The following is a 24,132-nucleotide window of genomic DNA, read 5'->3' on the forward strand; positions in this document are numbered from 1 at the left end:
GTTTCCGGACATTTCGGTCAAGGCTTCAGGCAAGCGACAGGTTGCGCATCTTTAGATAAGCGAATTTGTGTACGAATATTTCACGCTTTTCGTTATATCGTAACGATAAGACCGGTGAATCAATGGCTTTGGGGTGATATGCAAGTCGATCTGGATGTCGATGGCACGCAAGTGACCGGGTTGCCGCGCTTTCAACAAGCGTCCACGCAGGGGCGACGTTTGCGTCGTCTGGCCATCGGTCTCGGCGGATTGGCCGGGGCAGGGTGGCTGCTGGCGCTGTTTGTCGAACTGTTTGCCGCGCAATCGATATGGCCGGCCTTGTTGGTGAATTTGGGCGCGGCTTTGCTGGTGTTGGTCGCCGGCTTGCAGTCGGCGTGGTGGGTGACGCAATGGCGTGCAGGGGTGATTGACCCGCAGGTATCGGTGGCGCTGACCGAGGAGCTGGAGCCAGTAGCGCCAGATGGCTGGTACGAACGGCTGCTGGAGCGATTGAGTCAGCGTGGTCTGCACCTGCTCGGTCAGATTGGTGCGGCCACGTTGTGGCTGGGCGGCTGGTCAGTGCTGATTGTGCTCGCCATCGGGCAGGTGTGGAATCTGGCATTGCCTGCCGCTGCGGTCGGGTTGTCGGCCACGGTGGGCGCGGCGCTGATGTTGCTGCTGGGTTTCGGCCTGCTGGTGCTGGAGCGGCAACTGGCTCAGGAGAGTCCGGCGCAATGGCCGGAAGCCGGGTCTCTCGCGCAACTGGCGCGGGTGGCGATCATCAGTCTGGTGCTGGGCGCGTTGTGCCTGCTGTTCGCCAGCGAGGCGTCGGTGTGGCCAGTACGGCTTGCGGTGTTGATCGGGATCTTGCCGGCATTCGTCGCGATCGAGTTGCTATTGCGCGCAGTTCTGTCGGTGTTCAGCCCTCGACGCGAGCAGCTCGAACCGACCCTGCTGGCGCGCAGTTTTGTTGCCGATATGCTGCGCTGGCCACCGCAGCCGTTGCTCGCCTTGCAGCATGAACTGCACAACCGGTTCGGCATCGATCTGCGCCAGATCTGGGCGTTCAGCTATATGCGCCGGGCCTTCCTGCCGGTGCTGGTGCTGGTCGCTGCGGTCGGCTGGTTACTGACCGGTATCCACGAAATCCCGCTGCAGGGGCGAGGTATCTACGAGCGCTTCGGCAAGCCGGTGCAAGTGTTCGGTCCGGGATTGCACGCCGGTCTGCCGTGGCCATTGGGCCGTGTATTGAACGTCGAGAATGGCGTGGTGCATGAGTTGGCGACCAGCGTCGGCGATGCTCCTGCCCCGACCCAGGCTGAGCCTGCCGAAGGCCCGGCGCCGATGGCCGCCAACCGCTTGTGGGATGCCAGCCACGTCAATGACAAATCCCAGGTGATCGCCAGCAGCCGTGGCGATCAGCAGAGCTTTCAGATCGTCAACATGGACGTGCGCTTCGTTTATCGCATTGGTCTGCGTGATCAGGATGCCTTGGCCGCCACTTACAACAACGCTGATGTGCCGACGCTGATTCGCAGCACCGCGAGCCGGATTCTGGTGCACGATTTTGCCTCGCGCACCCTCGACGGTTTGCTCGGTGCTGACCGGGTAGGGCTGGGCGAAGAAATCGGCCGCGCAGTGCAAGGTGATCTACAGAAACTCGACAGCGGTGTTGAGATTCTCGCCACCGTGGTCGAAGCAATTCATCCCCCTGCCGGCGCCGCCAATGCTTATCACGGCGTGCAAGCCGCGCAGATCGGCGCGCAGGCGTTGATCTCCCGTGAGCGCGGTGCTGCGGCAGAAGCGAGTAATCAGGCGCAGTTGCAGGCCAGTCTCGCCCGCGATCAGGCCATTGCCAGCGCCCGTGAAATCAACGCCACCGCGCAGGCGGCGGATCTGAAATTCAAGGCTGAGCAGAAAGCCTATGCCAGCGCTGGCCAGGCGTTCGTGCTCGAGCAATATCTGAGTCAGCTCAGCCTGGGTCTGAACAAGGCCAAATTGTTGGTACTCGACCACCGTTTAGGCGGCAGCAGCAATGCGCCGACCATCGATCTGCGTACGTTCACGCTGCCGGCTGATCCGACGCCTGCGCGCACCACCGCTCAACCAGGAGTTGCCCCTTGAGCCAGTCGCACACTCACGATTCCCATGACCACAGCGGCCACGATCACGGCCACGCCGGGCATCACCATCATCATGGGCATCATCACCATCACCACGGTGCGCCGGAAGAGGCGGGGCCATTCCCGTGGCGGCGCATGGGCTGGGCGTTGTTGCTGGTGGGGTTTGCCATCGCGGCGGCAAGCCTGGTCCAGGTGCGCTCGGGCGAGGCCACCGTCATCACTCGTTTCGGTAATCCGTCGCGGGTACTGCTTGAGCCTGGTTTGAGCTGGCGCTGGCCGGCGCCGTTCGAAGCGGCGATCCCGGTGGATCTGCGCCTGCGTACCACCTCGAGTGGTTTGCAGGATGTCGGCACCCGCGACGGTTTGCGCATCATCGTTCAGGCTTACGTGGCGTGGCAGGTGCAGGGCGACCCGGACAATGTGCAGCGTTTCATGCGCGCGGTGCAGAACCAGCCGGACGAAGCGGCGCGGCAGATTCGCACCTTTGTCGGTTCGGCGCTGGAAACCACCGCCAGCAGTTTCGACCTGGCGGATCTGGTGAATACCGATGCCAGCAAAGTGCGTATCGCCGATTTCGAAGCGCAACTGCGTCAGCAGATCGACCAGCAACTGCTCGCCACCTACGGCGTGCGTGTGGTTCAGGTGGGCATCGAACGCCTGACCTTGCCTTCGGTCACGCTCACGGCCACGGTTGATCGGATGCGCGCCGAGCGTGAAACAATCGCCACCGAACGCACCGCCATCGGCAAGCGAGAAGCCGCGCAGATCCGTTCTGCGGCCGAGCGCGATGCGCGAATTGTCCAGGCCGATGCCACGGTGAAGGCCGCAGAAATCGAAGCACAGTCGCGGGTCGAAGCCGCGCAAATCTACGGCCGTGCCTATGCTGGCTCGCCGCAGCTGTACAACCTGCTGCGCTCACTCGATACCCTTGGCACCATCGTTACGCCGGACACCAAGCTGATCCTGCGCACCGACGCCGCGCCATTCCGCGTGCTGGTGGACGGCCCGCCGACTGTTGAAAACAAATCCGGATCGCAGCCATGAGTGATGAAGTTCCACGTGGAACACATTCGTTGAGCAGTCCGTGGATTCAGGCCGGACGCCTGGCGTTTTTCGCCTTATATGCGGTAACGGTATTGGCTGCGTTGGCGTGGGCGTTTTCCAATGTGCGGCAGATTGATCCGCAAAATCGCGCGGTGGTCTTGCACTTTGGCGCACTGCACCGCGTCCAGAATGCCGGGCTGTTGCTGGCCTGGCCGCAGCCGTTCGAGCAGGTGGTTTTGCTGCCGGCGGCGGATCGGGTCATCGAGCGCCGAGTGGAAAACCTGCTGCGCAGCAGTGAGGCGATCAAGGCTGATCGTGTAGCAACCTTCGCCACGCCACTGAGCGATGCACTGGCCGGTTCCGGCTATTTACTGACCGGCGACGCCGGCGTGGTGCAACTGGATGTGCGGGTGTTTTACAAAGTCAGCGATCCCTATGACTTCGTGCTGCAGGGTGATCATGTGCTGCCAGCACTGGATCGGCTGGTCACCCGCAGCGCTGTGGCCCTGACCGCTGCTCGGGATCTGGATACGATTCTGGTCGCTCGGCCCGAGTTGATCGGTGCCGATAATCAGGCCGCCGAACGACGCGAGCGTCTGCGCGGTGATCTGGTGCAAGGCATCAACCAGCGTCTGGCTGAGTTGAAGGCGAGTGGGCAGGGCATCGGCATCGAAGTGGCGCGGGTCGACGTGCAGTCGAGTCTGCCGGATCCGGCGGTCAGTGCCTTTAACGCGGTGTTGACCGCCAGTCAGCAGGCCGACAAAGCCGTCGCCAATGCACGCACCGAGGCGGAAAAACTCACCCAAACCGCCAACGAACAAGCCGACCGTACTCTGCAAGTGGCCCATGCTCAGGCCGGCGAACGGCTGGCAAAAGCCTCTGCCGACACTGCCACGGTAATGAGCCTGGCCAAGGCGCAACAACAGGGCACCGACCCGCAGATGCTTCTGCGTCTGTACCGCGAACGCATGCCGAAAATTCTTGGTCAGGCCGGGTCAGTGACCACGGTCGATCCGAAAGACGATTCCCGCCTGATCATTCAGGGAGCCAGTAAATGACTGCGACCACCGCTGCACCGAGCCTGTTGTCCTCGGCCGAACAGCGCCGCGCCGCGCGGCAATTGACCCTGGCGATGCTCGCCCTTGGCTTGCTCGGCCTCGGTCTGCTCTGGCGCTGGCTGTTACCGGAGCAAACCGGTGTCAGTCAGTTGCTGCTGGGTTTCGCTTCTCTATTGGTGGCGGTGCCGGTGATGCGCTCGGCGTGGTACAGCTTGCGTTATCCGAGCCTGCACGGCATCACCGATCAACTGATTGCTTTGGCGATGCTCGGTGCGTGGGCGACTGGCGATCTGCTGACCGCCGCGTTGCTGCCGATCATCATGATCTTCGGCCACGTGCTGGAAGAGCGCAGCGTGATCGGTTCGCAGGAAGCGATTCACGCTCTCGGCCAATTGACCCGCAGCCACGCCCGCAAGATTCAAGCGGACGGCTCGATCATTGAAGTCGACAACGGCACCCTCCAACCCGGTGACACGGTCGAGGTGCGCGCCGGGGATCGTGTGCCCGCGGATGGTCGGGTGTTGTTCGGCCAAGCCAGCCTCGACACGGCGTCGATTACCGGCGAGTCGGTGCCAGTGGAAACGGCAGTGGGCATGACGGTGTTTGGCGGCGCGATCAACCTCGATGGCTTGCTGCGCATTGAGGTGACCCGCACCGGTGATCAATCGACGCTGGGCAAAGTCATCGCGCTGATTCAGAACGCCGAGCGTTCGAAGCCGCCGATCACCCGTCTGCTTGAACGCTATGCTGGCAGCTACATGGTGCTGGTATTGCTGTTGGCGGCGGTGACCTGGTTTGTCACCCATGACGCGCAAGCGATGCTCGCGGTGCTGGTAGCCGCATGTCCTTGCGCCTTGGTGCTGTCGGCACCGGCTACAGCGATTGCCGGGGTTGCGGTGGCGGCGCGCCACGGCATTCTGATTCGCAGCTCGGCGTTCCTTGAGGAGTTGGCAGACCTCACATCACTGGTGGTCGACAAGACTGGCACGCTGACTTACGGCACCTTGCGTTTGCAATCGATCAGCAGCCCGCGTCTGGATCAGGCCTCGGTGATGGCGCTGGCCGCCAGTCTCGGTGCGGCCAGCAGTCATCCTGTCAGCCGGGCGTTGGCGGGGCTGGTCAGTCAGGAGCAGAGCCTGCCGCTGACGGACATTCACGAGCGTCAGGGCCTCGGGGTCGTGGCCATGACCGCGCAAGGCGAGGCGGCGCTGGGACGTCCCGAACTGTTCGCGCAACTGGGCATCGTCACTACCATCGTTCCCGAGCACGACGGGCCGATTGCCGGATTGGCACTGAACGGCGAGTTTGTCGCCTGGCTGTTGCTGGCCGACAGCGTCAAACCAGAAGCGCGCTTTGCCCTCGCTGAATTGCGCGAACTGGGGCTGGGTCGCCAGTTGCTGCTGACCGGCGACCGCCAGAGTGTTGCGCAGACCCTGGCCCGCGAGGTCGGCCTGCCAGAGGTGGAAGCGCAGGCGCTGCCTGAGGACAAGCTCAACCGCGTGCTCAAGGAAATCGACAACGGTTTCCGGCCGATGGTGGTGGGTGACGGCATCAATGATTCGCTGGCGCTCAAGGCCGGGGTGGTGGGTGTGGCGATGGGCGCCGGCGGTGCCGACATCGCGCTGGCCTCGGCGGATATCGTGTTGATCGGCAGCGATCTGCGCCGTCTGGGCACCTGTGTGCGGTTGAGTCGTCAGTGCCGTCGAACCTTGCAGGTCAACGTGATCATCGGTCTAGGCTGGACCCTGGCGATCGTGGTGTTTGCGGCATTCGGCTGGCTCGGCGCGGCCGGAGCGATGATCGCCGCGCTGCTGCACAACCTCAGCACGCTGCTGGTGTTGGGCAATGCCGGACGGCTGCTGCGGTTTCAGGAGCCATTGCTCAAGCTCAAGGATGATCACTGAAGTGAGTTTCAGCGAACTGTGCGCCGAATAGGCAGTCATCTATGGAGAGGGCGCACACTTCACGCCGTTACCTGGGCTAAAGCAGTAGTGGGTGCATGACGGCATGCAGGAGCGCCTGGAACGATAGTCTCGGCTAATTAAATCGATAGCCTGCTATTTTTCAAGGATGGTCTACCCTCAGATCTGACGTCTGAAACAAGGGGGATTTTCCATGCTCGCGCAACTTCCACCGGCCTTACAGAATCTGCAGCTTCCGCTTCGCTTGCGACTCTGGGATGGCCATGAGTTCAACCTGGGGCCGACGCCCAGTGTCACCATTGTGGTCAAGGACCCGACGATGGTCACCCAGTTCACCCATCCGAGTCTCGACGCGCTGGGGGCGGCGTTTGTCGAAGGCAGGCTGGAACTGGAGGGCTCGATCAGCGAGGTCATCCGGGTCTGCGACGAATTGAGCAGCGCCTTGCTCGATGAAGACGAAGGCGCTCAGCCAGTGCGTGCGGTGCACGACAAGGAAACCGACGCCAAAGCCATTTCCTATCACTATGACCTGTCCAACGCGTTCTATCAGCTGTGGCTGGACAGCGACATGGCGTATTCCTGCGCTTATTTCGAAACCGGCAGCGAAACTCTGGAACAGGCACAGCAGGCCAAGTTCCGACATCTGTGTCGCAAACTGCGTTTGCAGCCCGGTGATTATCTGCTGGATGTCGGTTGCGGCTGGGGTGGTTTGGCGCGTTACGCGGCACGTGAATTCGGCGCCAAAGTGTTCGGCATCACCTTGAGCAAGGAACAGCTGGAACTGGCCCGAGAGCGGGTCAAGGCCGAGGGCCTGGAAGATCAGGTTGAGCTGCAATTGCTCGACTACCGCGATCTGCCGCAGGACGGGCGTTTCGACAAGGTAGTCAGCGTCGGCATGTTCGAACACGTCGGCCACGCCAACCTCGCCGAGTACTGCAAGGTCCTGTTCGGCGCGGTGAAGGAGGGCGGTCTGGTGATGAACCACGGCATCACCGCCAAACACACCGACGGCCGTCCGGTAGGACGCGGCGCTGGCGACTTCATCGAGAAATACGTGTTCCCCAACGGCGAGCTGCCGCACCTGGCGATGATCTCGGCCGAGATCAGCGAAGCCGGACTGGAGATCGTCGACGTGGAAAGCCTGCGTTTGCACTACGCGCGCACACTCGACCATTGGAGCGAGCGGCTGGAGGACAACCTCGAAGCCGCCGGGAAACTGGTGCCGGATCAGGCGTTGCGCATCTGGCGGCTGTATCTGGCCGGGTGTGCCTATGCGTTCGCCCGTGGCTGGATCAACCTGCACCAGATTCTTGCGGTGAAGGCGCATCCGGATGGCAGCCATGAACTGCCCTGGACCCGCGACGACATTTATCACCCCTGAGGCCTGACGACCGTTCGCTCGTTCGAGCGAGCGGCCGGTTAAAGAATCGGTGAAATAAGCCGGGCGATCCGCATGCCGAGCTGTTGCAGGCGGTGGATCTCCCGGCTTTCTTCTTTGGCGACTTCATAAGCCTGCTCGAAATCATCGTTGAGCATGCGTTTCACGTGGGCGGCGAATTCGCTGTCGACGGTCAGCAGCATCACTTCGAAATTCAGCCGGAACGAACGGTTGTCCAGATTGGCGCTGCCGATGGCGCTGATTTCGCTGTCGATCAGTACCACTTTCTGATGCAGGAACCCCGGCTCGTAGCGGAACACCCGCACGCCAGCGCGCACCGCTTCGAATGCATACAGGCTGGACGCGGCGTAGACGATGCGGTGATCGGGACGCGAGGGTAGCAGCAGGCGCACGTCGACGCCGCGCAGCACCGCCAGGCGCAACGCGGCGAACACGGCTTCATCGGGAATGAAGTAGGGGCTGGTGATCCACACTCGTTCCGTCGCCGCGTGGATGGCTTCGACGAAGAACAGTGAACAGGTTTCGTAGGCATCCGCCGGGCCGCTCGCCAGCAATTGGCAGAGCACGCCATCTTCCGGGTAGACATCCGGCAGGATCAGCGGTGGCAACGTCCGTGCTGCCCAGAACCAGTCCTCGGCAAACGACTCCTGCATGCAGGCCACCACCGGCCCGCGCACCTGAACATGGGTATCGCGCCACGGCGCCAGGGGCGGTTTCTCGCCCATGTATTCATCGCCGACGTTATGCCCGCCGACGAAGCCGAGGACGCCATCGACCACGACGATTTTGCGGTGGTTGCGGAAATTCACCTGGAAGCGATTGAGCCAGCCGCTGCGTGTGGCGAAGGCTTTGACCTCGACACCGCCATCGCGCAGCGCCTGCACATAACTGTGGGGCAGGGCGTGGCTGCCGATGCGGTCGTAGAGCAGATGAATCGCCACGCCCTCAGCCGCTTTCTTCAGCAACAGATCGCGCAGGCGCTGACCGATGCGGTCGTCATGGATGATGAAAAACTGTACCAGTACGGCTTCGCGCGCTTGATCGATGGCGTGGAAGATCGCCTCGAAGGTCGCGTGGCCATTCACCAGCAGTTGCACCTGGTTGTTCGCCAGGCACGGCATGCGTCCCAGTTTGGGCATGGCGCGCAGCGAGGCGTAGGCCTTCGAGGCGCGGGCGGTGAGGGCTTCTTCAACCCACGGGCGCCAGTTCAACTCGGAGATCGCCTGACGCATCTGCTCGTTGGCTTGACGCCGCGCCTTGATATAGCCGTCGAAGGTGCTGCGACCGAAAACCAGATAAGGGATGAGCGTCAGGTAGGGAATGAAAATAAGCGACAATGCCCAGGCGATCGAGCCTTGGGCGGTGCGTACGGTCAGCACCGCATGGATGGCGGCGATCAAGCCGAGGCTATGTATCAGGGCGATCAGATAACCGAAAATGTGCGGTCCAAAATAATCCATGGGGCAGCCTTGCTCCTGAAGACTCAATGCGTAACAGACCATGTTCCGAGGCGAATGTCGCTATTTAATTGGTGCATGAACCGAAGCAATCGGCCGACGTCTAACGGCCACTACTGATCAGGAGTTTTTCGATGAACATTCGTCTGCTGGGTTTGGCGCTGGGCCTGGGTTTGGCAATGCCGGTGGTAGCGCAGGCGCAAATGCTGCAGCCGGGGCTGTGGGAAATGACCTCGAGCAACGTCAAGGTCGATGACCAGCCCATGGATGTGCAATCGATCCTTGGCCAGTTGCAAGGCCAGATGACCCCGCAGCAGCGTGCGGCGCTGGAAAAGAACGGAATCAACATCGGCGGCAAGGGCATTCGTGCCTGCCTGACGCCGCAGCAAGTGGCGACCAACGATATTCCCTTGGCCGATCCGCAGTCGGGCTGCAAACAGCAGATCACCGAGCGCACCGGCAACCAGTGGAAATTCCGCTTCAGCTGCCCGAAAGCGCAAGGCACCGGGGTTGCCACGTTCCTCAGTGATCGTGAGTTCACCACCGTGGCCAATGGCACGTTCAACGCCATCGGCATCAACCAGAAGGGCAGTCTGGAAACCCGTGCGGTGTGGTTGGGTCAGGATTGCGGCACCGTGAAGCCAAGAGCTTAAAAGCTTCGCGAGCAAGCCCGCTCCCACAGGGGACAGCACAATCCTTGTGGGAGCGGGCTTGCTCGCGAAGGCGTCCTGTCAGACACCTGATCATTCAGCGCATGAACCGTAGCGGCAGCCCCTGACATCCTTCGTTGATGCGCTGCTCCCGCCAGGCAATCTGCCCCGACACCAACGTGGTATTCACCCGATAGCGAAAAGTCTTGTCAGCGAACGGCGTCCATCCGCACTGCGACAGAATCGGTTGCCGCGACACTTCAAGAGCCACAGGCTCAACCAGCACCAGATCCGCCCAATACCCCTCGCGCAAATAACCCCGATCCGGAATCGCAAACAGATCCGCCACCCGATGGCTGGTCTTCGCCACCAACGTGGTGATCGGCAGCACGCCATCGGCCACCAGCTCAAGTAGCGCTGGCAACGCATGTTGCACCAGTGGCAAACCGGACGGCGCTTCGGCATACGGGCGCTGTTTTTCCGCCCAGGTATGTGGCGCGTGATCGCTGCCGATCACATCCAGTCGATTGCTCAGCAGCGCCGCGCGCAAAGCATCGCGGTCGGCTTGGGTCTTGATCGCCGGATTGCACTTGATCAGGTTGCCGAGGGCCGGATAGTCGCGGTCATCGAATAGCAGATGATGCAGGCAGACTTCGGCCGTGATGTGTTTCTGTGCGAGCGGCTTGTCCTCGAACAACTCGAGTTCGCGAGCGGTGGTCAGATGCAAAACGTGCAGGCGGGTGCCGTGACGTCTGGCCAGTTCCACCGCCAGCGAAGAGGAGCGGTAGCAAGCCTCGGCATCGCGAATCAGTGCATGGATATTCGCTGGCAGGTGTTCGCCGAGGCGTTCGCGCAGACGTGCTGCATTGGCCTCGATGCTCGGCGTGTGTTCGCAATGCGCCAGCAGTATCGTCGGCACTTCGGCGAATAAACGCTCGAGAGTCCTCGGCTCGTCCACCAACATGTTGCCGGTGGACGCGCCCATGAACACTTTGACCCCGGCCACTTCGCAGGGGTTGAGCGCGGCGACGGTGTCGAGGTTGTCCTGGCTCACGCCAAAGTGAAAGCCGTAGTTGGCCACGGAGTTAATTGCCGCCCGACGCTTTTTATCCGCCAGTGATTCGAGGGTGAGGGTGGCCGGTCGGGTGTTGGGCATGTCCATGAAACTGGTGATGCCGCCCGCCACCGCTGCGCGCGACTCGGTGTGGATGCAGCCCTTGGCCGGCGCCCCCGGCTCGCGAAAATGCACCTGGTCATCAATCATCCCCGGTAACAACCATTGACCGTTGGCGTCGATTTCCACACGGGCATTTTCACCGTCGATGCTGCGCGCGATCTTGACGATGCGGCCATGGCTGACCAGCAGATCACCGTCGAACTCGCGTCCTTCATTGACCAGTCTGGCGTTGCGAATCAGCACGCTGCTCATGATTCAGAACTCGTTCTGCAAGGCTTTGTAGCCGCGTACCAGATCGACATTGGTGCGCGCCACGTCTTCGGAAAACTCCGAGGCGCTGACACTCACCGGCGGGAACTGCGAGAGGTCGGTATTGGGGCCGATGCGGGTGGTGGAGGGCACGTAGAACGCATCCGGCAAATCGCGGCCATCGACCACCGAGTTGTGCCGCACCACACAGCCGTCACCGACCACGCAATTGAACAGCACACTGTTGAAACCGATGAACACCCGGTCGCCGACTACGCACGGGCCGTGCACGATCGAGCGGTGAGCGATCGAGGTGAATTCGCCGATGGTCACCGCGGCGCCGGATTTGGAATGGATCACCACGCCGTCCTGGATGTTCGAATTGGCGCCGATGGTGATCGGCTCCATCGCACCGGAGGCGTCCACCTCATCCGCGCGAATCACGGCGTAGGGACCGACGAACACGTTCTCGCCAATGACCACCTTGCCGCAGATGATCGCGGTTTTGTCGACGTAGGCCGACTCAGCAATTTGCGGAAGATCGCCGGAAGGATTTTTACGGATCATGGTTGGCTCAGTGCGTCGTAAAGGGTGTTGAGGTTGTATTCGAACAGTCCGGTAAAGGTGCTGGCCGGGCCGCTAGCGGCGAGGGCATCGGAGTACAACGTGCCGCCGATGTGCGCGCCGCTTTCCTCGGCGATCTGCTTGAGCAGGCGCGCGTCCTTGATGTTTTCCATGAACACCGCTTTGACCTTGGCCTGACGAATCTGGGTGATCAGTGCGGCGACTTCGGCGGCCGATGGCTCGCGCTCGGTGGACAGACCTTGCGGCGCCATGAAGTCGATGCCGTAGGCCTGACCGAGATAACCGAAGGCGTCGTGGCTTGTGACGATCTTGCGATTGCCCGGTGGCAGCGAGCCGAGCTTGGCCTTGGCTTCAGCGAGCAGGGCGTAGATCTGTTTCAGGTAGGTCTGGCTGTTGCGTTGGTAGTCGGCCTTGTTCGCCGGGTCGGCAGCGATCAGCGCCTTGGTGATGTTGGCGATGTACAGCTCGGTGTTGGCCAGGTTGTGCCAAGCGTGCGGGTCGGGAATGGTCTCGCCGTCTTCCTCCAGCGAGCGTGGAATCACGCCATGACTGGCACTGATGACGGGGGCTCTGGTCTCGGTGCTGGTCACCAGACGATCAAGCCAAGGCTCGAAACCCAATCCGTTCTTGATGATCAATTTGGCCTTAAGCAACGCTTTGGCGTCATCGGGTGTCGGTTCGTAAGTGTGTGCATCGGCGTCCGGGCCGACCATGTTGGTGATCTGGATATGCTCGCCACCCACCTGGTGAACCATGTCGGCGAGGATGCTGAAGCTGGTGACCACCGGTAATTTTTCCGCCGCCGACAACGACATCGATAGCAGCAAGCTGAACAACACGAGTAGAGCGCGCATCGGGAAACACCTCATTGGGATGTGAGCAAAGGCGGGCGGCGCTACAAGCCGTGTACCGGTCCAAGCACCACGGACAGCAGATAACCGATACCCGCGACCAGCACGATCGCCGGGCCGCTCGGCAGCGAGTAGTAGAACGAGATCAACAATCCGCACCACACCGAGAGGCAGCCGATAAGCGCCGAGATGGCAATCAGGCTCGGCAGGCGACGACTCCAGAACCGTGAAGCGGCGGCGGGCAGCATCATCAGACCCACCACCATCAAGGCGCCGATGGCCTGGAAACCGATCACCAGATTGAGCACCACCAAGGTCAGGAACACGCCGTGGGCGAGGGGGCCGAGGCGGCTGACGGTTTGCATGAATAACGGGTCGAGGGTGTCGAGCAGCAGCGGTTTGTAGATGAGCGCCATGGCAATCAGGCTAAAGGTCGAGACCCATAACATGCCGTGGAGAGTAGGGCCGTCGACCGCCAGTGCCGAGCCGAACAACAGGTGCAGCAAGTCGAGACGCTTGCCGGCGATGCCAAGAATCAGCACGCCACTGGCGAGCGAGATCGGGTAGATCGCGGCGAGGCTGGCGTCTTCGCGCAGGCCGGTGCAACGGGTAATCCAGGCGGCGAGACCGGCCATGCCCAGGCCGGCGCCCAGACCACCGAAGGTCAGCGCGGGCAGACTCAGACCGGCGAACCAGAAGCCCAATGCCGCGCCGGGAAGGATGCCGTGGGCAACGGCGTCACCGATCAGGCTCATACGCCGCAGGATCAGAAACACGCCGAGCGGCGCCGTGCTACAGGCCAATACCAGTCCGCCGAGCAGCGCTCGGCGCATGAACACGAACTCGCTGAACGGTTGCCAGAGGTGGGCGACGGTGAGCATCAGGCCACCTGCATATTGGGTGTTTGCTGGATCAGTTCGGCACTGGGTCCGAACAGGCATTCGCGGTTTTTGATCAGCAGTGTCTGCGGGATGTGTTGGCGGACGGCGGCGAGGTCATGGCAGACCATCAGCAGTGTTCGTCCTTCGGAATGCCAGGCGTGGATGTGTTGCCAGAGCAATTGTTGGCCCAGTTCATCGAGTGCGGCGTGGGGTTCGTCAAGGAGCAGCAATGGGGCGTCGGTCAGACTCAAGCGGGCGAGCAGGGCGCGCTGCAACTCGCCACCGGAAAGGGCCATCAGCGGACGTTTTTCCAATCCGCTCAAGTGCCAATTTTCCAGGGCGTTGACGAGTCGTTGTGCGCGCAGTTGCGTCGACAATCGACGCCCCCAGAAACCCGCGGCCACCAGCTCTTCGAGGCTGATGGGGAACTGTCGGTCGAGGTGTTGCTGTTGCGGCAGGAACGCCAAACCGCCCTGACGTGGAACACCCAGTGCGACCTTTCCTGATAACGGCTTCTGCAATCCGGCGATGACTTTCAGCAGGCAGCTTTTACCGCAGCCGTTGGCGCCGATGATGGCGCAGAGGCTGCCGCGTTCCAGCGAGAGGGTCAGTGGCGAAGTCAGTGGTTGGCCGGGTGCGCCCCAACTCAGGGTGTGGCAACGGATCATTGGAGTTCTCGATGCCAGTGGCTTTCGGCGACCGCGTCGTGGGCGTGCAGGCTTTCGGCGTGGATCACCCGCAGGTGGAAGCCACTGACCCCGGGGGAGCGACGCAGAGCCAGATTGAGTCGTCGCGCGGCGTCTTCGCAAAACATCAGGTTCTGCCCATTGGCCAACGCGAAGGCTTGCTCGTCGGCGCGCTTCACGGCAGTTTGCACGGCGGTGCCGAGCGCCGCTTCGGCGTCATTGATGATCACACTCAGGGGAAGCTCGTCGATGAACTCGTCGAGGTGCATATGCAATTGCGCGGTGCTGCGTTGGCTGTGCGGGGTGGCGACAATGCCTTGGCTTGATCCTAACCAGGCCAAAACTTCGGCATGTTGCAGTGGCTTGTTGGCGAAATCATCGATGAATTGCTGCTGAATCAACTGTCGCGCCAGCGCTGCTGAGCAGGGGCAAGTTGAGGAGTAGGGCACCTCGATTTTCAGTTCCACGTGGAACACTTGGTTTTTCAGACTCGCTGAAATGCTCACTGGGTAGCTCTTCCAACCCGCTAGAGGGCTGACTAACGAAGGCCTTTTCAGCAGCACTTCGCAGTGGATTTTCAGGTAGGCGCTGTTGGATAAACCGTCATGGCTGACCAGAAATTCCTCGAGAACCTGGCGCAATAGGGAGGGAGAGAGGTCCTGCCGCTCAAGTGCCGCCAATGCGAGATATAGCCGCGACATGTGAATGCCGCGCGCCTCGCCATTATCGAGACTCACGCCTGCATCAGCTTTTGCGCTCAGACGTTGGCCTTGCAATAAAACAGGCAGAGCAATGCCGCACATTCCCACCCAATCAAGCGGTAACGCCTGTCGAGCGGCTTGAGTCGCAATATCCGGAAGTGTCAGCGAATTCATGTTCGGAACCATCGTGTTGATTGAATTAGATGTTACATTATAACAATTCAAATCACGATGCCTTTTTCATGAACAGGCTTTCATATGCACCGACGTCATCTGCTCAACCTGCTTGTGGCCAGCACGGCTTTGGCTTTTCCCTTCACCGTTTCGGCTACGCAAATTCGCAATGCACGCCTCTGGCGTTCGGATGACAAGCTCAGATTGGTGTTCGATCTGAGCGGTCCGGTGCGCTACAAAACCTTTTCGCTGAGCGCTCCAGAACGCTTGATCATCGACCTTTCCGGGGCGAGTTTGAGTAGCGATCTCAGTCAATTGAAGCTTGCCGATACTGCGATTCGTTCGATTCGAACAGGGCACTTTGGTCAAGGTGATACACGGATCGTTCTCGACCTGCACCATCCGGTGCTATTGAACAGCTTCCTTTTGGCGCCTCAAGATGGTCAAGGGCACCGCTTGGTGCTTGATCTGGTAAACGCCAAACGGGCATCAAGTCCGGCGATGGTTCCACGTGAAACACCCTCGAATCAGGCTCACCCCAAGCGCGACATCATCGTTGTCGTTGATCCCGGGCACGGCGGGAAAGACCCAGGTGCGGTTGGCGCCAAGGGTGAGCGAGAAAAAGATGTGGTTCTTGCCATCGCTCAGTTGCTCGCCAAACGCCTGAAAAGGGAGAAAGGCTTCGACGTAAAACTGGTGCGCAATGACGACTTCTTCGTGCCGCTGCGCAAGCGTGTGGACATCGCACGTCAGCACAAGGCCGACATGTTTATTTCGGTGCACGCCGATGCGGCGCCGCGTCTTACCGCGTCGGGAGCATCTGTATATTGCTTGTCTGAAGGTGGTGCGACGTCAGCAACTGCACGCTTCATGGCACAGCGAGAGAACGGCGCGGATCTGCTGGGCGCGACCAGTCTGCTCAACCTTAAGGACAAAGATCCGATGCTCGCCGGCGTGATTCTCGACATGTCGATGAACGCCACCATTGCCGCCAGTTTGCAACTCGGCAGCACCGTTCTCGGCAGTCTGGCGGGCATTACCACGCTGCATCAGAAGCGCGTGGAGCAGGCAGGGTTTGCCGTGCTGAAGTCGCCGGACGTGCCGTCGATTCTGGTGGAAACCGGCTTCATTTCCAACGCCCGTGACAGCCAGCGCTTGGTCACGCCTCGACATCAGCAGGCCGTGGCGGATGGTTTATTCGAAGGGCTGCAGCGTTACTTCCAGAAGAATCCGCCAGTAGATAGCTACATCGCCTGGCAGCAGGAGCAGCAAGAAGCGCAGGTTTAGCAGCCGGTGATCCGACTGCAGGTGAACTTGGCGCTGCTGCCGCCAGAGCTGGAAAAGCGATTGATCGTCGTCCAGCCAACGCGACGGGTGTAGCCAACCCAGGCTTCGCCGTCAGAGGCGATCCCGGTGAAGAACGTCAGCTGGCCGAAGCGACTGTTGGTCTGTGCCCAGTAGCGATTGCCGTCCTTTTCAAAGCCACGCAGGTAAATCGTGCTGCCCACCGTGTTTACGCTGTAGGTATTGCCCTGCGCATCTATGCAGGCCAGCAGATTGGCGCTGCGTGTACAGTTGGCGAGCGGTGGAATTCGCCCCCAGGCATTGGCCATCGACAGCAATACGAGACTCAGCAGCGAGCATTTCAGGGCAATTTTCATCTCGGTATCCGATGGGCAGTTTGCGTGCAGCTTCCAGCGCTTTATCGGTTTGGGCAAGAGCGGAGCTGGCTTATTTATATTGTTATACTATAACATAAGTTTGAATTGAGCTTGAGCTCGCCGATTGCAAGCGTCTGCTTCTGCCAAAGCGCTGTTTTGAAGCTCAAGTACGCGGTGAGCTACGCCAAAACAGGCCAAAACGCACATCGGCCACCACCTGATGAGGATTATCCAATGTCATCCCCACTTCCTGTGACCGTTCTATCGGGCTTTCTCGGTGCCGGAAAAAGTACACTTTTGAATTACGTACTACGTAATCGAGAGGGTTTGCGCGTTGCGGTCATCGTTAATGATATGAGCGAGATCAACATTGATGGCAGCGAAGTCCAGCGCGATGTCAGCCTTAACCGTGCGGAAGAAAAACTGGTGGAGATGAGCAACGGTTGTATCTGCTGTACGTTACGCGAGGACCTGCTCGAAGAAGTCAGCAAACTCGCCCGCGAAGGAAGATTCGATTACTTGCTCATCGAATCTACCGGTATTTCCGAGCCGCTACCGGTCGCCGAAACGTTCACCTTTCGTGACGAGCAGGGCCGGAGCCTCGGCGATGTCGCGCGGCTCGACACCATGGTGACGGTAGTCGACGGCGTGAATTTCCTCCTCGACTATCAGGCTGCCGAGAGCCTCGCGTCCCGAGGCGAGGCCCTGGGCGATGAAGATGAACGCTCGATCACCGATCTGCTGATCGAACAAATCGAGTTCGCCGATGTACTGCTGATCAGCAAGATCGACCTCATCAGCCGCCAGGAGCGCGAAGAGCTGATGGCCATCCTCAAACGCCTCAACGCCGAGGCGGAAATCATCCCGATGGTGATGGGCGAGGTGCCGCTGGAGCAGATCCTCAACACCGGGCGTTTCGATTTCGAGAAAGCCGCTCAGGCCCCAGGCTGGTTGCAGGAATTGCGCGGTGAGCACGTGCCGGAAACCACGGAATACGGCATCGCCTCGACAGCCTACCGCGCACGCCGTCCGTTCCATCCGCAGCGCTTTTTCGACTTCATCGATCGCCCATGGCCGAACGGCAAACTGCTGCGCTCCAAAGGCTTCTTCTGGCTCGCCAGCAAACCCAGCGACGCGGGCAGTTGGTCGCAGGCCGGTGGTTTGATGCGCCATGGTTTCGCCGGTCGCTGGTGGCGTTTCGTGCCGAAAAACCAATGGCCGCAGGATCAGGAAAGTACCGCAGCGATCATGGAGAACTGGACACCGAGCGTTGGAGATTGTCGTCAGGAGCTGGTATTCATCGGCCAGAACATCGACTTCGTACAGCTCAAGTCGGAGCTCGACGCCTGCCTGCTGACTGATGAAGAAATGGCCATTGGCGCAGATGGTTGGCGCAGGCTGCCGGACCCGTTCGGCCCTTGGCACGAAGAGGCCGCCTGATGCTTGCGCTCAAACTGCAGCAAAACCGGGCGCGCCATCAGCATCAGGGGGTGACGCCGAAAACGCTGACGCGAATCCTCGAAGACGACGTCAATCTCGCGGTCTGGCAGCGCCAACTGCCGCTGCACATCGCCGATTTCGCAGAGTTGCTGCTGTCGCTCAACGAGCCTTTGGCGGAATCACTGTGCATCGAATTGCCGAATGAAGACGCCGACCCTGATCTGCAAGGACTGGCCGCCGGGTTCCGTGATCTGCAAGGCTACGAGGGCTTCATCGCGGACCTGCAATGGCTGGTGAGTGCCTTCGCCTGTCTGCTGGGCGCTCGCCGCATCGGTTTGCGCCTGCAGGTGTTGGACAAAGCCATGTGCCCACGCTTCCATGTCGATCATGTGCCGGTGCGCTTGATTACAACCTACGGCGGGATCGGCAGTCAGTGGCTCAAGGAAGGCGTGATGGATCGCGAGCAATTGGGCCAGGCAAACGCCGAACCACGGGACATCGCGAACATCCAGCAACTGCAGAGCGGTGACGTGGCGTTATTGAAAGGCGAGAAGTGGCACGGCAATGAAGGCTATGGCTTGATTCATCGCTCCCCGCAACCGGCGCCGGGTGAGCGACGTCTGCTGCTCACCCTCGATTGGCTCGGCTGACGGCTCAAGGCTTGAGCCACTTGCCCTGGCTCTGGCCTTCGCAGTACGGCTGCAAATACGCCGCGTCGGAGGCGACGCCGTAATAGTGGATATCCTGGCGATAGGGCATATTGGCGACTTGCGCGTTGCTGCACACGCCGAACGCGCCGCTCGGGCATTGATCGACGTACTGCACCTCGACTTTCTGCCCGGCCAGGGTCGGTTGGCAGAAGCCGTCGCTGAACAGCTTCTCGGGAATATTACGGTTCTGCTGGCAGACTTTGACGTCGAGTCGCTCGCCCTGGCTGTTTACCACGCAAGCCTGGGCCCATGCTTCGCTCGACAGCAGCATCAACAGCAACGACCATCCCATCCAACGCATGTCCAATCCCCTCAGAAAACGCCCAGTCATGTTGCAGAACATTCCTACCCATGTCATCGCCGGCCCTTTGGGCGCCGGCAAGACCAGCCTGATTCGCCAGCTCATGGCCCAGCGGCCGGAAGGCGAGCGCTGGGCGGTGCTGATCAACGAGTTCGGTCAGATCGGCCTCGATGCCGCGTTGCTGACACGCGACGCCGATGGTATCGCACTGGGCGAAGTCGCCGGAGGGTGTCTGTGCTGCGTGAATGGTGCGCCGTTTCAAATCGGCCTCGGCCGTTTGCTGCGCAAAGCCAGGCCGGATCGGCTGTTCATCGAGCCGTCCGGGCTGGGCCATCCGGCGCAGTTGCTCAAGCAGTTAAGCGAAGCACCGTGGTTGGGTGTACTGGCGCTGCAGCCCTGTGTGTTAGTGCTGGATGCCCAGGCGCTGGCCGCCGGGAAAGCCTTGCCGCCCGCTCAGCAGGAGGCTTTGGCCAGCGCCGGCCTGCTGTTGCTGAACAAGGCAGAAAGTCTGGATGAGGCTGCACGGCAGACCATCGTCGAGCGTTTGCCGGCAGTCAAAATGACCTGGACGCAGCAGGCGCAACTGCCGTTGAGCGAGCTGCCGGGTGTGGCTGCGCAAGCGGGGGCTGCGGTGGATAACCTCGTCGTGCCGCAGGGATCGGGACCGATTCCTGCGATCTGGAGCGACCCGGCATCGCCGATCTGCCTGAGTCAGGCACAGGAGGGCGGTTGGAGCATCGGCTGGCGTTGGCACCCTGGACAGACGTTCGATACGCAACGTCTGAGCCAATGGCTGCAGAGCCTGGACTGGCGGCGGGCCAAACTGGTTATCCACAGCGCCGAGGGCTGGGTGTCGGCGAATGCGGTGGATAACGCCGAACTGGATTGGCAACCGAGTGAGTGGCGACGGGATTCACGTATGGAGCTGATCTTTGCCGATGCACAACGTATCGATGCTTTGCAGTCTGGCATGGCGCAATGCCGGGTGCAGGCGAGTTAGCTCAAGGCTTCCACTTGTTGTGTTCCTGACGCCACTGGCTCAGTTCGATCACTTCTGCCCTTGGGCGGGTAACTTCGACCACCGGCGGCGTATCGTCGAACGGTGCCGGGTAGGGCGCCAGTTCGATCTGTGCACTGTGCGCGCCAAACTGGGTGATGGTGCCGTTGTGCCGGGTTTCGCCGGTCACGGTGAACTCGAAGTTATAGACCCGGGCCAGGCGCCGCCGCCCGCTGGCATCCTTGATCAAACCGATTTTTTTCAACGCGACGTTACCGTCCAGCAGTTCGACGCCGACGTTGATGCAATGCTGCTTGACCCGCTCCAGCGCCCGCTCGCGCAAGCCGTGGTTGTGCCATAACCATGCGCCGGCAGCGGCGAACAGCATCAGCACGAAGATGTTTTCGAGGGTCAGCATCAACAGGAAACTCCAAAAGATAAGCTCAGCTTAACTGCGTCGCCGGTCTGTCGTACAGGCTGTGTTTCATCGCATACTGCGCGGCTTGAATTTCAATCGTTTTACGGAATAACCCGAATGAAACGTACGCCTCATCTACTCGCCATTCAGTCCCATGTGGTCTTCGGCCACGCCGGCAACAGCGCCGCCGTGTTTCCGATGCAGCGGGTCGGGGTGAATGTCTGGCCGCTCAACACCGTGCAGTTTTCCAATCACACCCAGTACGGGCAGTGGGCCGGTGAAGTGCTGGCGCCGCACCAGATCCCCGAACTGGTCGAAGGCATTGCCGCCATTGGCGAGCTGGGCAACTGCGACGCCGTGCTTTCCGGTTATCTGGGCAGCGCGGCGCAGGGCCGGGCGATTCTCAGTGGCGTCGAGCGCATCAAGTCGGTCAATCCGAAGGCGTTGTACCTGTGCGACCCGGTGATGGGCCATCCGGAGAAGGGCTGCAGTGTGCCGGCCGAAGTCAGCGATTTCCTGCTGGAGGAAGCCGCTGCGGTGGCGGACATCATGTGCCCGAACCAACTGGAGCTGGACAGCTTCTCCGGGCGCAAGCCGCAGTCGCTGTTCGATTGCCTGGCGATGGCTCGGGCGTTGCTGGCACGTGGGCCGAAAGCGGTGCTGGTCAAGCATCTGGATTATCCGGGCAAGCCGGCGGACGGTTTCGAGATGTTGTTGGTGACCGCAGACGAAAGCTGGCACCTGCGCCGTCCGCTGCTGGCGTTTCCGCGTCAGCCAGTGGGTGTCGGCGATCTGACGTCTGGGCTGTTCCTCGCGCGGGTACTGCTCGGCGACAGTCTGGTGGCGGCGTTTGAGTTCACCGCAGCGGCGGTGCATGAGGTGCTGCTGGAAACCCAGGCGTGTGCCAGTTACGAGCTGCAACTGGTGCGAGCGCAGGACCGGATTGCGCATCCGCGGGTGAAGTTCGAGGCGACGGCGATCAGCCTGTAAGACCGCGTTACACCCATTCGCGAGCAAGCCCGCTCCCACGTTCGACTGCATTCCCATGGGAGGACTGCGATTCAATGTGGGAGCGGGCTTGCTCGCGAAGGCGATCTGTAAAGCGACATCATTCCAAAGGGCTGATCAGGCGTCGCCCTTGATCTCCTGATAACGCTTTTCCAGCTCCTGCCGAATCTGCCGACGCTGCTGCGCCTGCATGTAGCGACGCTTGTCTTCGCTGTTCTGCGGTTGCAGCGGCGGCACGGCGGCCGGTTTGCGCTGGTCATCCACCGCAACCATGGTGAAGAAGCAGCTGTTGGTGTGGCGCACCGAGCGCTCGCGGATGTTCTCGGTCACCACTTTGATGCCGACTTCCATCGAGGTGTTGCCGGTGTAGTTGACCGACGCGAGGAAGGTCACCAGTTCGCCGACATGGATCGGCTCGCGGAAAATCACCTGATCCACCGACAGCGTTACCACGTAGCGGCCGGCATAGCGGCTCGCACAGGCGTAGGCCACTTCGTCGAGGTATTTGAGCAGGGTACCGCCGTGGACATTGCCAGAGAAGTTGGCCATGTCGGGGGTCATCAATACCGTCATCGACAGTTGGGCGTTTCCGGGTTCCATAACGTTCTCACGGATCAAGGCTGGATGGCTGGACGCACCTCTGCGGGTGCCTGGTGGCTTTTTCAAAAGCACCGTTATCGGGACGCCAGACGACTGGCTGCCGTCACGCCGCGACCGATCTGTTTCCTTATATTGCACCGCCTTCCAGCCGGAAGTCGCGGTGTTAACCTGCAAAAGGCCCTGCCCAAGGGCAATTCCTACACGAAAAGCGGATTTTTACCCAACTCGCTCAGACCTTTCTGATGTCTGACGGCGGGTCACGTCATACAAGGAGCCCACACCATGCATGCCATCAGCTTTATTCAGGACCTGGCAGTGATCATGTTGGTCGCAGGTGTGGTCACCGTACTGTTTCACCGCTTCAAGCAGCCGGTGGTGCTCGGCTACATCGTCGCCGGTTTCATCATCGGCCCGCACACGCCGCCGTTCGGCCTGATCCACGACGAAGAAACCATCAAGACCCTCGCCGAGCTGGGGGTGATCTTCCTGATGTTCTGCCTCGGCCTGGAATTCAGTCTGCGCAAGTTGTTCAAGGTCGGGGCCACGGCGTTTATCGCGGCATTCCTCGAAATCGTCCTGATGATCTGGATCGGCTACGAGATCGGTCGCTGGTTCGACTGGAACACCATGGACTCGCTGTTCCTCGGCGCAATCCTCGCCATCTCCTCAACCACCATCATCGTCAAGGCGCTCAACGACCTGAAGATGAAGAACGAGCGCTTTGCGCAGCTGATCTTCGGCGTACTGATCGTCGAGGACATCCTCGGCATTGGCATCATCGCCTTGCTGTCGAGCATCGCCGTCAGCGGCACGGTTAGCTCCGGCGAAGTGTTCTCCACGGTCGGCAAACTGTCGCTGTTCATGATCGTCGCGCTGGTGGTCGGCATTCTGCTGGTGCCGCGTCTGCTGGCGTATGTCGCCAAATTCGAAAGCAACGAGATGCTGCTGATTACCGTGCTGGGCTTGTGTTTCGGTTTCTGCCTATTGGTGGTCAAGCTCGAATACAGCATGGTGCTCGGCGCCTTCCTGATCGGCGCGATCATGGCCGAGTCGCGGCAGCTGCTGAAGATCGAACGGCTGATCGAGCCGGTTCGCGACCTGTTCAGTGCAATCTTCTTCGTCGCCATCGGCCTGATGCTCGATCCGATGATCCTGCTGCAATACGCGTGGCCGATTGCAGTCATTACCGTGGCGGTGGTGCTCGGCAAGATGTTGTCCTGCGGCCTCGGGGCGTTTATCGCCGGCAATGACGGACGCACCTCACTGCGTGTGGGGATGGGGCTGTCACAGATTGGCGAATTTTCCTTCATCATCGCCGCGCTCGGGATGACGCTGCAGGTCACCAGCAACTTTCTGTATCCCGTTGCGGTGGCGGTGTCGGTGATCACCACGCTGCTGACGCCGTATCTGATCCGTGCGGCCGATCCGCTGTCGATCAAGCTCTCGGCAGCGGTGCCCAAGCGTCTGGGCCGGGTATTCAGTATGTATGGCGAATGGCTGCGCAGCATTCAGCCGCAAGGTGAGGGCGCGATGCTGGCGGCGATGATCCGGCGGATCCTGTTGCAGGTCGGGGTCAATCTGGCGCTGGTGATCGCGATCTTCTTCAGCGGCGCGTTCTTTGCCGGACGGCTGTCGGTGTGGATGCAGGACTGGATCGCTGACCCGAGCTGGCAGAAGGCGTTGATCTGGGGCGGAGCGCTGCTGCTGTCGCTGCCGTTCCTGATTGCGGCGTATCGCAAGCTCAAGGCGTTGTCGATGCTGTTGGCGGAGATGGGTGTGAAGCCGGAGATGGCCGGGCGTCACACGCAGCGAGTGCGGCGGGTGATCTCCGAAGTGATCCCGATCCTCTCGCTGCTGGTGATCTTCCTGCTGTTGGCAGCCTTGTCGGCCAGTATCCTGCCGACCAACAAGTTGCTGGTGCTGGTCGCCGTGGTCGCGGCCGCCGTGGCGGCGCTGCTCTGGCGCTGGTTCATCCGCGTGCACACGCGGATGCAGGTGGCCCTGCTGGAAACCCTCGACAACCACAAGGAGTCGTCGGGGCACTGACCGACCCGGGCGTCT

23 protein-coding genes are annotated in these 24,132 nt (G+C 60.9%); 12 read left to right on the forward strand and 11 right to left on the reverse strand.

The window, feature by feature from the left end; all coding sequences use genetic code 11:
• Positions 1 to 138: 138 nt before the first annotated feature.
• The 5 genes from hflK (LVD08_RS00515) (at position 139) to cfaB (ending at position 7,507) form a co-directional block, all read left to right on the forward strand.
• Entirely contained in the window at positions 139 to 2,103 is a 1,965-nt protein-coding gene (hflK, locus tag LVD08_RS00515) for a protease modulator HflK (protein WP_247267356.1), read from the forward strand.
• Positions 2,100 to 3,146 (forward strand): protease modulator HflC, encoded by a 1,047-nt coding sequence (hflC, locus tag LVD08_RS00520; RefSeq protein WP_247267135.1) that lies wholly within the window; start codon positions 2,100 to 2,102, stop codon positions 3,144 to 3,146. The genes hflK (LVD08_RS00515) and hflC overlap by 4 nt, the downstream gene beginning before the upstream one ends.
• Complete coding sequence (gene hflK, locus LVD08_RS00525; protein ID WP_027610320.1) at positions 3,143 to 4,204, forward strand: protease modulator HflK; 1,062 nt, start codon at positions 3,143 to 3,145, stop codon at positions 4,202 to 4,204. Before hflC ends, hflK (LVD08_RS00525) begins: the two co-directional genes overlap by 4 nt.
• Positions 4,201 to 6,108 (forward strand): heavy metal translocating P-type ATPase, encoded by a 1,908-nt coding sequence (locus tag LVD08_RS00530; RefSeq protein WP_247267136.1) that lies wholly within the window; start codon positions 4,201 to 4,203, stop codon positions 6,106 to 6,108. The genes hflK (LVD08_RS00525) and LVD08_RS00530 overlap by 4 nt, the downstream gene beginning before the upstream one ends.
• 211 nt (positions 6,109 to 6,319) lie before the next feature.
• Positions 6,320 to 7,507: a C17 cyclopropane fatty acid synthase CfaB gene (cfaB, locus tag LVD08_RS00535; protein WP_183783342.1), complete on the forward strand. Its 1,188-nt coding sequence runs from the start codon at positions 6,320 to 6,322 to the stop codon at positions 7,505 to 7,507.
• 38 nt (positions 7,508 to 7,545) lie between these two features.
• On the opposite strand, the gene cls is transcribed toward cfaB, so the two are convergent.
• On the reverse strand, positions 7,546 to 8,985 hold the full coding sequence (gene cls / locus LVD08_RS00540) for a cardiolipin synthase (RefSeq protein ID WP_247267137.1): 1,440 nt from the start codon (positions 8,983 to 8,985) through the stop codon (positions 7,546 to 7,548).
• A gap of 131 nt (positions 8,986 to 9,116) precedes the next feature.
• Between cls and LVD08_RS00545 the strand changes: the two genes are divergently transcribed.
• Positions 9,117 to 9,635 carry a DUF3617 domain-containing protein gene (locus LVD08_RS00545; RefSeq protein WP_097090252.1) on the forward strand — a complete coding sequence of 173 codons (519 nt, stop codon included), beginning with the start codon at positions 9,117 to 9,119 and terminating at the stop codon, positions 9,633 to 9,635.
• A 94-nt stretch (positions 9,636 to 9,729) separates the two neighbouring features.
• Here LVD08_RS00545 and LVD08_RS00550 read toward each other — a convergent pair whose 3' ends face one another.
• From LVD08_RS00550 to folE2, 6 genes are read right to left on the reverse strand one after another with little or no spacing between them, the layout of a single operon-like run.
• Entirely contained in the window at positions 9,730 to 11,061 is a 1,332-nt protein-coding gene (locus LVD08_RS00550) for a dihydroorotase (RefSeq protein WP_247267138.1), read from the reverse strand.
• A 3-nt stretch (positions 11,062 to 11,064) separates the two neighbouring features.
• Positions 11,065 to 11,625, reverse strand: a complete 561-nt coding sequence (locus LVD08_RS00555) for a gamma carbonic anhydrase family protein (RefSeq protein ID WP_025112617.1) — start codon at positions 11,623 to 11,625, stop codon at positions 11,065 to 11,067.
• Positions 11,622 to 12,497 (reverse strand): metal ABC transporter substrate-binding protein, encoded by an 876-nt coding sequence (locus LVD08_RS00560; protein ID WP_247267139.1) that lies wholly within the window; start codon positions 12,495 to 12,497, stop codon positions 11,622 to 11,624. The genes LVD08_RS00555 and LVD08_RS00560 overlap by 4 nt, the downstream gene beginning before the upstream one ends.
• A gap of 41 nt (positions 12,498 to 12,538) precedes the next feature.
• The gene (locus LVD08_RS00565) at positions 12,539 to 13,375 is read right to left on the reverse strand and encodes a metal ABC transporter permease (protein ID WP_247267140.1); all 837 of its coding nucleotides are present in this window, start codon (positions 13,373 to 13,375) and stop codon (positions 12,539 to 12,541) included.
• Positions 13,375 to 14,043: a metal ABC transporter ATP-binding protein gene (locus LVD08_RS00570; protein ID WP_247267141.1), complete on the reverse strand. Its 669-nt coding sequence runs from the start codon at positions 14,041 to 14,043 to the stop codon at positions 13,375 to 13,377. Before LVD08_RS00570 ends, LVD08_RS00565 begins: the two co-directional genes overlap by 1 nt.
• Entirely contained in the window at positions 14,040 to 14,936 is an 897-nt protein-coding gene (folE2, locus tag LVD08_RS00575; protein WP_247267142.1) for a GTP cyclohydrolase FolE2, read from the reverse strand. Before folE2 ends, LVD08_RS00570 begins: the two co-directional genes overlap by 4 nt.
• A gap of 84 nt (positions 14,937 to 15,020) precedes the next feature.
• On the opposite strand from folE2, the gene LVD08_RS00580 reads away from it, so the two are divergent.
• Entirely contained in the window at positions 15,021 to 16,223 is a 1,203-nt protein-coding gene (locus LVD08_RS00580) for an N-acetylmuramoyl-L-alanine amidase (RefSeq protein ID WP_247267143.1), read from the forward strand.
• On the opposite strand, the gene LVD08_RS00585 is transcribed toward LVD08_RS00580, so the two are convergent.
• On the reverse strand, positions 16,220 to 16,597 hold the full coding sequence (locus LVD08_RS00585; protein ID WP_247267144.1) for a glutamine synthetase: 378 nt from the start codon (positions 16,595 to 16,597) through the stop codon (positions 16,220 to 16,222). The genes LVD08_RS00580 and LVD08_RS00585 overlap by 4 nt on opposite strands.
• A gap of 234 nt (positions 16,598 to 16,831) precedes the next feature.
• On the opposite strand from LVD08_RS00585, the gene zigA reads away from it, so the two are divergent.
• Positions 16,832 to 18,037: a zinc metallochaperone GTPase ZigA gene (gene zigA / locus LVD08_RS00590; protein ID WP_247267145.1), complete on the forward strand. Its 1,206-nt coding sequence runs from the start codon at positions 16,832 to 16,834 to the stop codon at positions 18,035 to 18,037.
• Entirely contained in the window at positions 18,037 to 18,687 is a 651-nt protein-coding gene (locus tag LVD08_RS00595) for a DUF1826 domain-containing protein (RefSeq protein WP_027610334.1), read from the forward strand. Before zigA ends, LVD08_RS00595 begins: the two co-directional genes overlap by 1 nt.
• A gap of 4 nt (positions 18,688 to 18,691) precedes the next feature.
• Here LVD08_RS00595 and LVD08_RS00600 read toward each other — a convergent pair whose 3' ends face one another.
• Positions 18,692 to 19,048: an NADH:ubiquinone oxidoreductase gene (locus tag LVD08_RS00600; RefSeq protein WP_247267146.1), complete on the reverse strand. Its 357-nt coding sequence runs from the start codon at positions 19,046 to 19,048 to the stop codon at positions 18,692 to 18,694.
• Between the two features lie 28 nt (positions 19,049 to 19,076).
• Between LVD08_RS00600 and LVD08_RS00605 the strand changes: the two genes are divergently transcribed.
• Entirely contained in the window at positions 19,077 to 20,048 is a 972-nt protein-coding gene (locus tag LVD08_RS00605; protein WP_247267147.1) for a CobW family GTP-binding protein, read from the forward strand.
• Position 20,049: 1 nt separating this feature from the next.
• Here the strand turns inward: LVD08_RS00605 and LVD08_RS00610 are convergent, their stop codons facing one another.
• Positions 20,050 to 20,463, reverse strand: coding sequence for a DUF3301 domain-containing protein (locus LVD08_RS00610; protein WP_025112628.1), 414 nt, complete (start codon positions 20,461 to 20,463; stop codon positions 20,050 to 20,052).
• Between the two features lie 117 nt (positions 20,464 to 20,580).
• On the opposite strand from LVD08_RS00610, the gene pdxY reads away from it, so the two are divergent.
• Positions 20,581 to 21,453, forward strand: a complete 873-nt coding sequence (gene pdxY / locus LVD08_RS00615) for a pyridoxal kinase PdxY (protein WP_027610337.1) — start codon at positions 20,581 to 20,583, stop codon at positions 21,451 to 21,453.
• A gap of 135 nt (positions 21,454 to 21,588) precedes the next feature.
• Here the strand turns inward: pdxY and LVD08_RS00620 are convergent, their stop codons facing one another.
• Positions 21,589 to 22,071 carry an acyl-CoA thioesterase gene (locus LVD08_RS00620; RefSeq protein ID WP_003229693.1) on the reverse strand — a complete coding sequence of 161 codons (483 nt, stop codon included), beginning with the start codon at positions 22,069 to 22,071 and terminating at the stop codon, positions 21,589 to 21,591.
• A 282-nt stretch (positions 22,072 to 22,353) separates the two neighbouring features.
• Between LVD08_RS00620 and LVD08_RS00625 the strand changes: the two genes are divergently transcribed.
• Positions 22,354 to 24,117, forward strand: a complete 1,764-nt coding sequence (locus tag LVD08_RS00625; RefSeq protein WP_202369242.1) for a cation:proton antiporter — start codon at positions 22,354 to 22,356, stop codon at positions 24,115 to 24,117.
• The last annotated feature ends 15 nt before the right edge of the window (positions 24,118 to 24,132 follow it).

It is taken from the genome of Pseudomonas sp. YL2, assembly GCF_023063025.1.
GTDB classification, from domain to species: domain Bacteria; phylum Pseudomonadota; class Gammaproteobacteria; order Pseudomonadales; family Pseudomonadaceae; genus Aquipseudomonas; species Aquipseudomonas putida_A.

Coding starts and splice junctions, on each gene's coding strand:
- hflK (WP_247267356.1), top strand. CDS start 139: ATGCAAGTCGATCTGGATGTCGATGGCACGCAAGTGACCGGGTTGCCG.
- hflK (WP_027610320.1), top strand. CDS start 3,143: ATGAGTGATGAAGTTCCACGTGGAACACATTCGTTGAGCAGTCCGTGG.
- LVD08_RS00530 (WP_247267136.1), top strand. CDS start 4,201: ATGACTGCGACCACCGCTGCACCGAGCCTGTTGTCCTCGGCCGAACAG.
- cfaB (WP_183783342.1), top strand. CDS start 6,320: ATGCTCGCGCAACTTCCACCGGCCTTACAGAATCTGCAGCTTCCGCTT.
- cls (WP_247267137.1), bottom strand. CDS start 8,985: ATGGATTATTTTGGACCGCACATTTTCGGTTATCTGATCGCCCTGATA.
- LVD08_RS00545 (WP_097090252.1), top strand. CDS start 9,117: ATGAACATTCGTCTGCTGGGTTTGGCGCTGGGCCTGGGTTTGGCAATG.
- LVD08_RS00550 (WP_247267138.1), bottom strand. CDS start 11,061: ATGAGCAGCGTGCTGATTCGCAACGCCAGACTGGTCAATGAAGGACGC.
- LVD08_RS00555 (WP_025112617.1), bottom strand. CDS start 11,625: ATGATCCGTAAAAATCCTTCCGGCGATCTTCCGCAAATTGCTGAGTCG.
- LVD08_RS00560 (WP_247267139.1), bottom strand. CDS start 12,497: ATGCGCGCTCTACTCGTGTTGTTCAGCTTGCTGCTATCGATGTCGTTG.
- LVD08_RS00565 (WP_247267140.1), bottom strand. CDS start 13,375: ATGCTCACCGTCGCCCACCTCTGGCAACCGTTCAGCGAGTTCGTGTTC.
- LVD08_RS00570 (WP_247267141.1), bottom strand. CDS start 14,043: ATGATCCGTTGCCACACCCTGAGTTGGGGCGCACCCGGCCAACCACTG.
- folE2 (WP_247267142.1), bottom strand. CDS start 14,936: ATGAATTCGCTGACACTTCCGGATATTGCGACTCAAGCCGCTCGACAG.
- LVD08_RS00580 (WP_247267143.1), top strand. CDS start 15,021: ATGCACCGACGTCATCTGCTCAACCTGCTTGTGGCCAGCACGGCTTTG.
- LVD08_RS00585 (WP_247267144.1), bottom strand. CDS start 16,597: ATGAAAATTGCCCTGAAATGCTCGCTGCTGAGTCTCGTATTGCTGTCG.
- zigA (WP_247267145.1), top strand. CDS start 16,832: ATGTCATCCCCACTTCCTGTGACCGTTCTATCGGGCTTTCTCGGTGCC.
- LVD08_RS00595 (WP_027610334.1), top strand. CDS start 18,037: ATGCTTGCGCTCAAACTGCAGCAAAACCGGGCGCGCCATCAGCATCAG.
- LVD08_RS00600 (WP_247267146.1), bottom strand. CDS start 19,048: ATGCGTTGGATGGGATGGTCGTTGCTGTTGATGCTGCTGTCGAGCGAA.
- LVD08_RS00605 (WP_247267147.1), top strand. CDS start 19,077: ATGTTGCAGAACATTCCTACCCATGTCATCGCCGGCCCTTTGGGCGCC.
- LVD08_RS00610 (WP_025112628.1), bottom strand. CDS start 20,463: ATGCTGACCCTCGAAAACATCTTCGTGCTGATGCTGTTCGCCGCTGCC.
- pdxY (WP_027610337.1), top strand. CDS start 20,581: ATGAAACGTACGCCTCATCTACTCGCCATTCAGTCCCATGTGGTCTTC.
- LVD08_RS00620 (WP_003229693.1), bottom strand. CDS start 22,071: ATGGAACCCGGAAACGCCCAACTGTCGATGACGGTATTGATGACCCCC.
- LVD08_RS00625 (WP_202369242.1), top strand. CDS start 22,354: ATGCATGCCATCAGCTTTATTCAGGACCTGGCAGTGATCATGTTGGTC.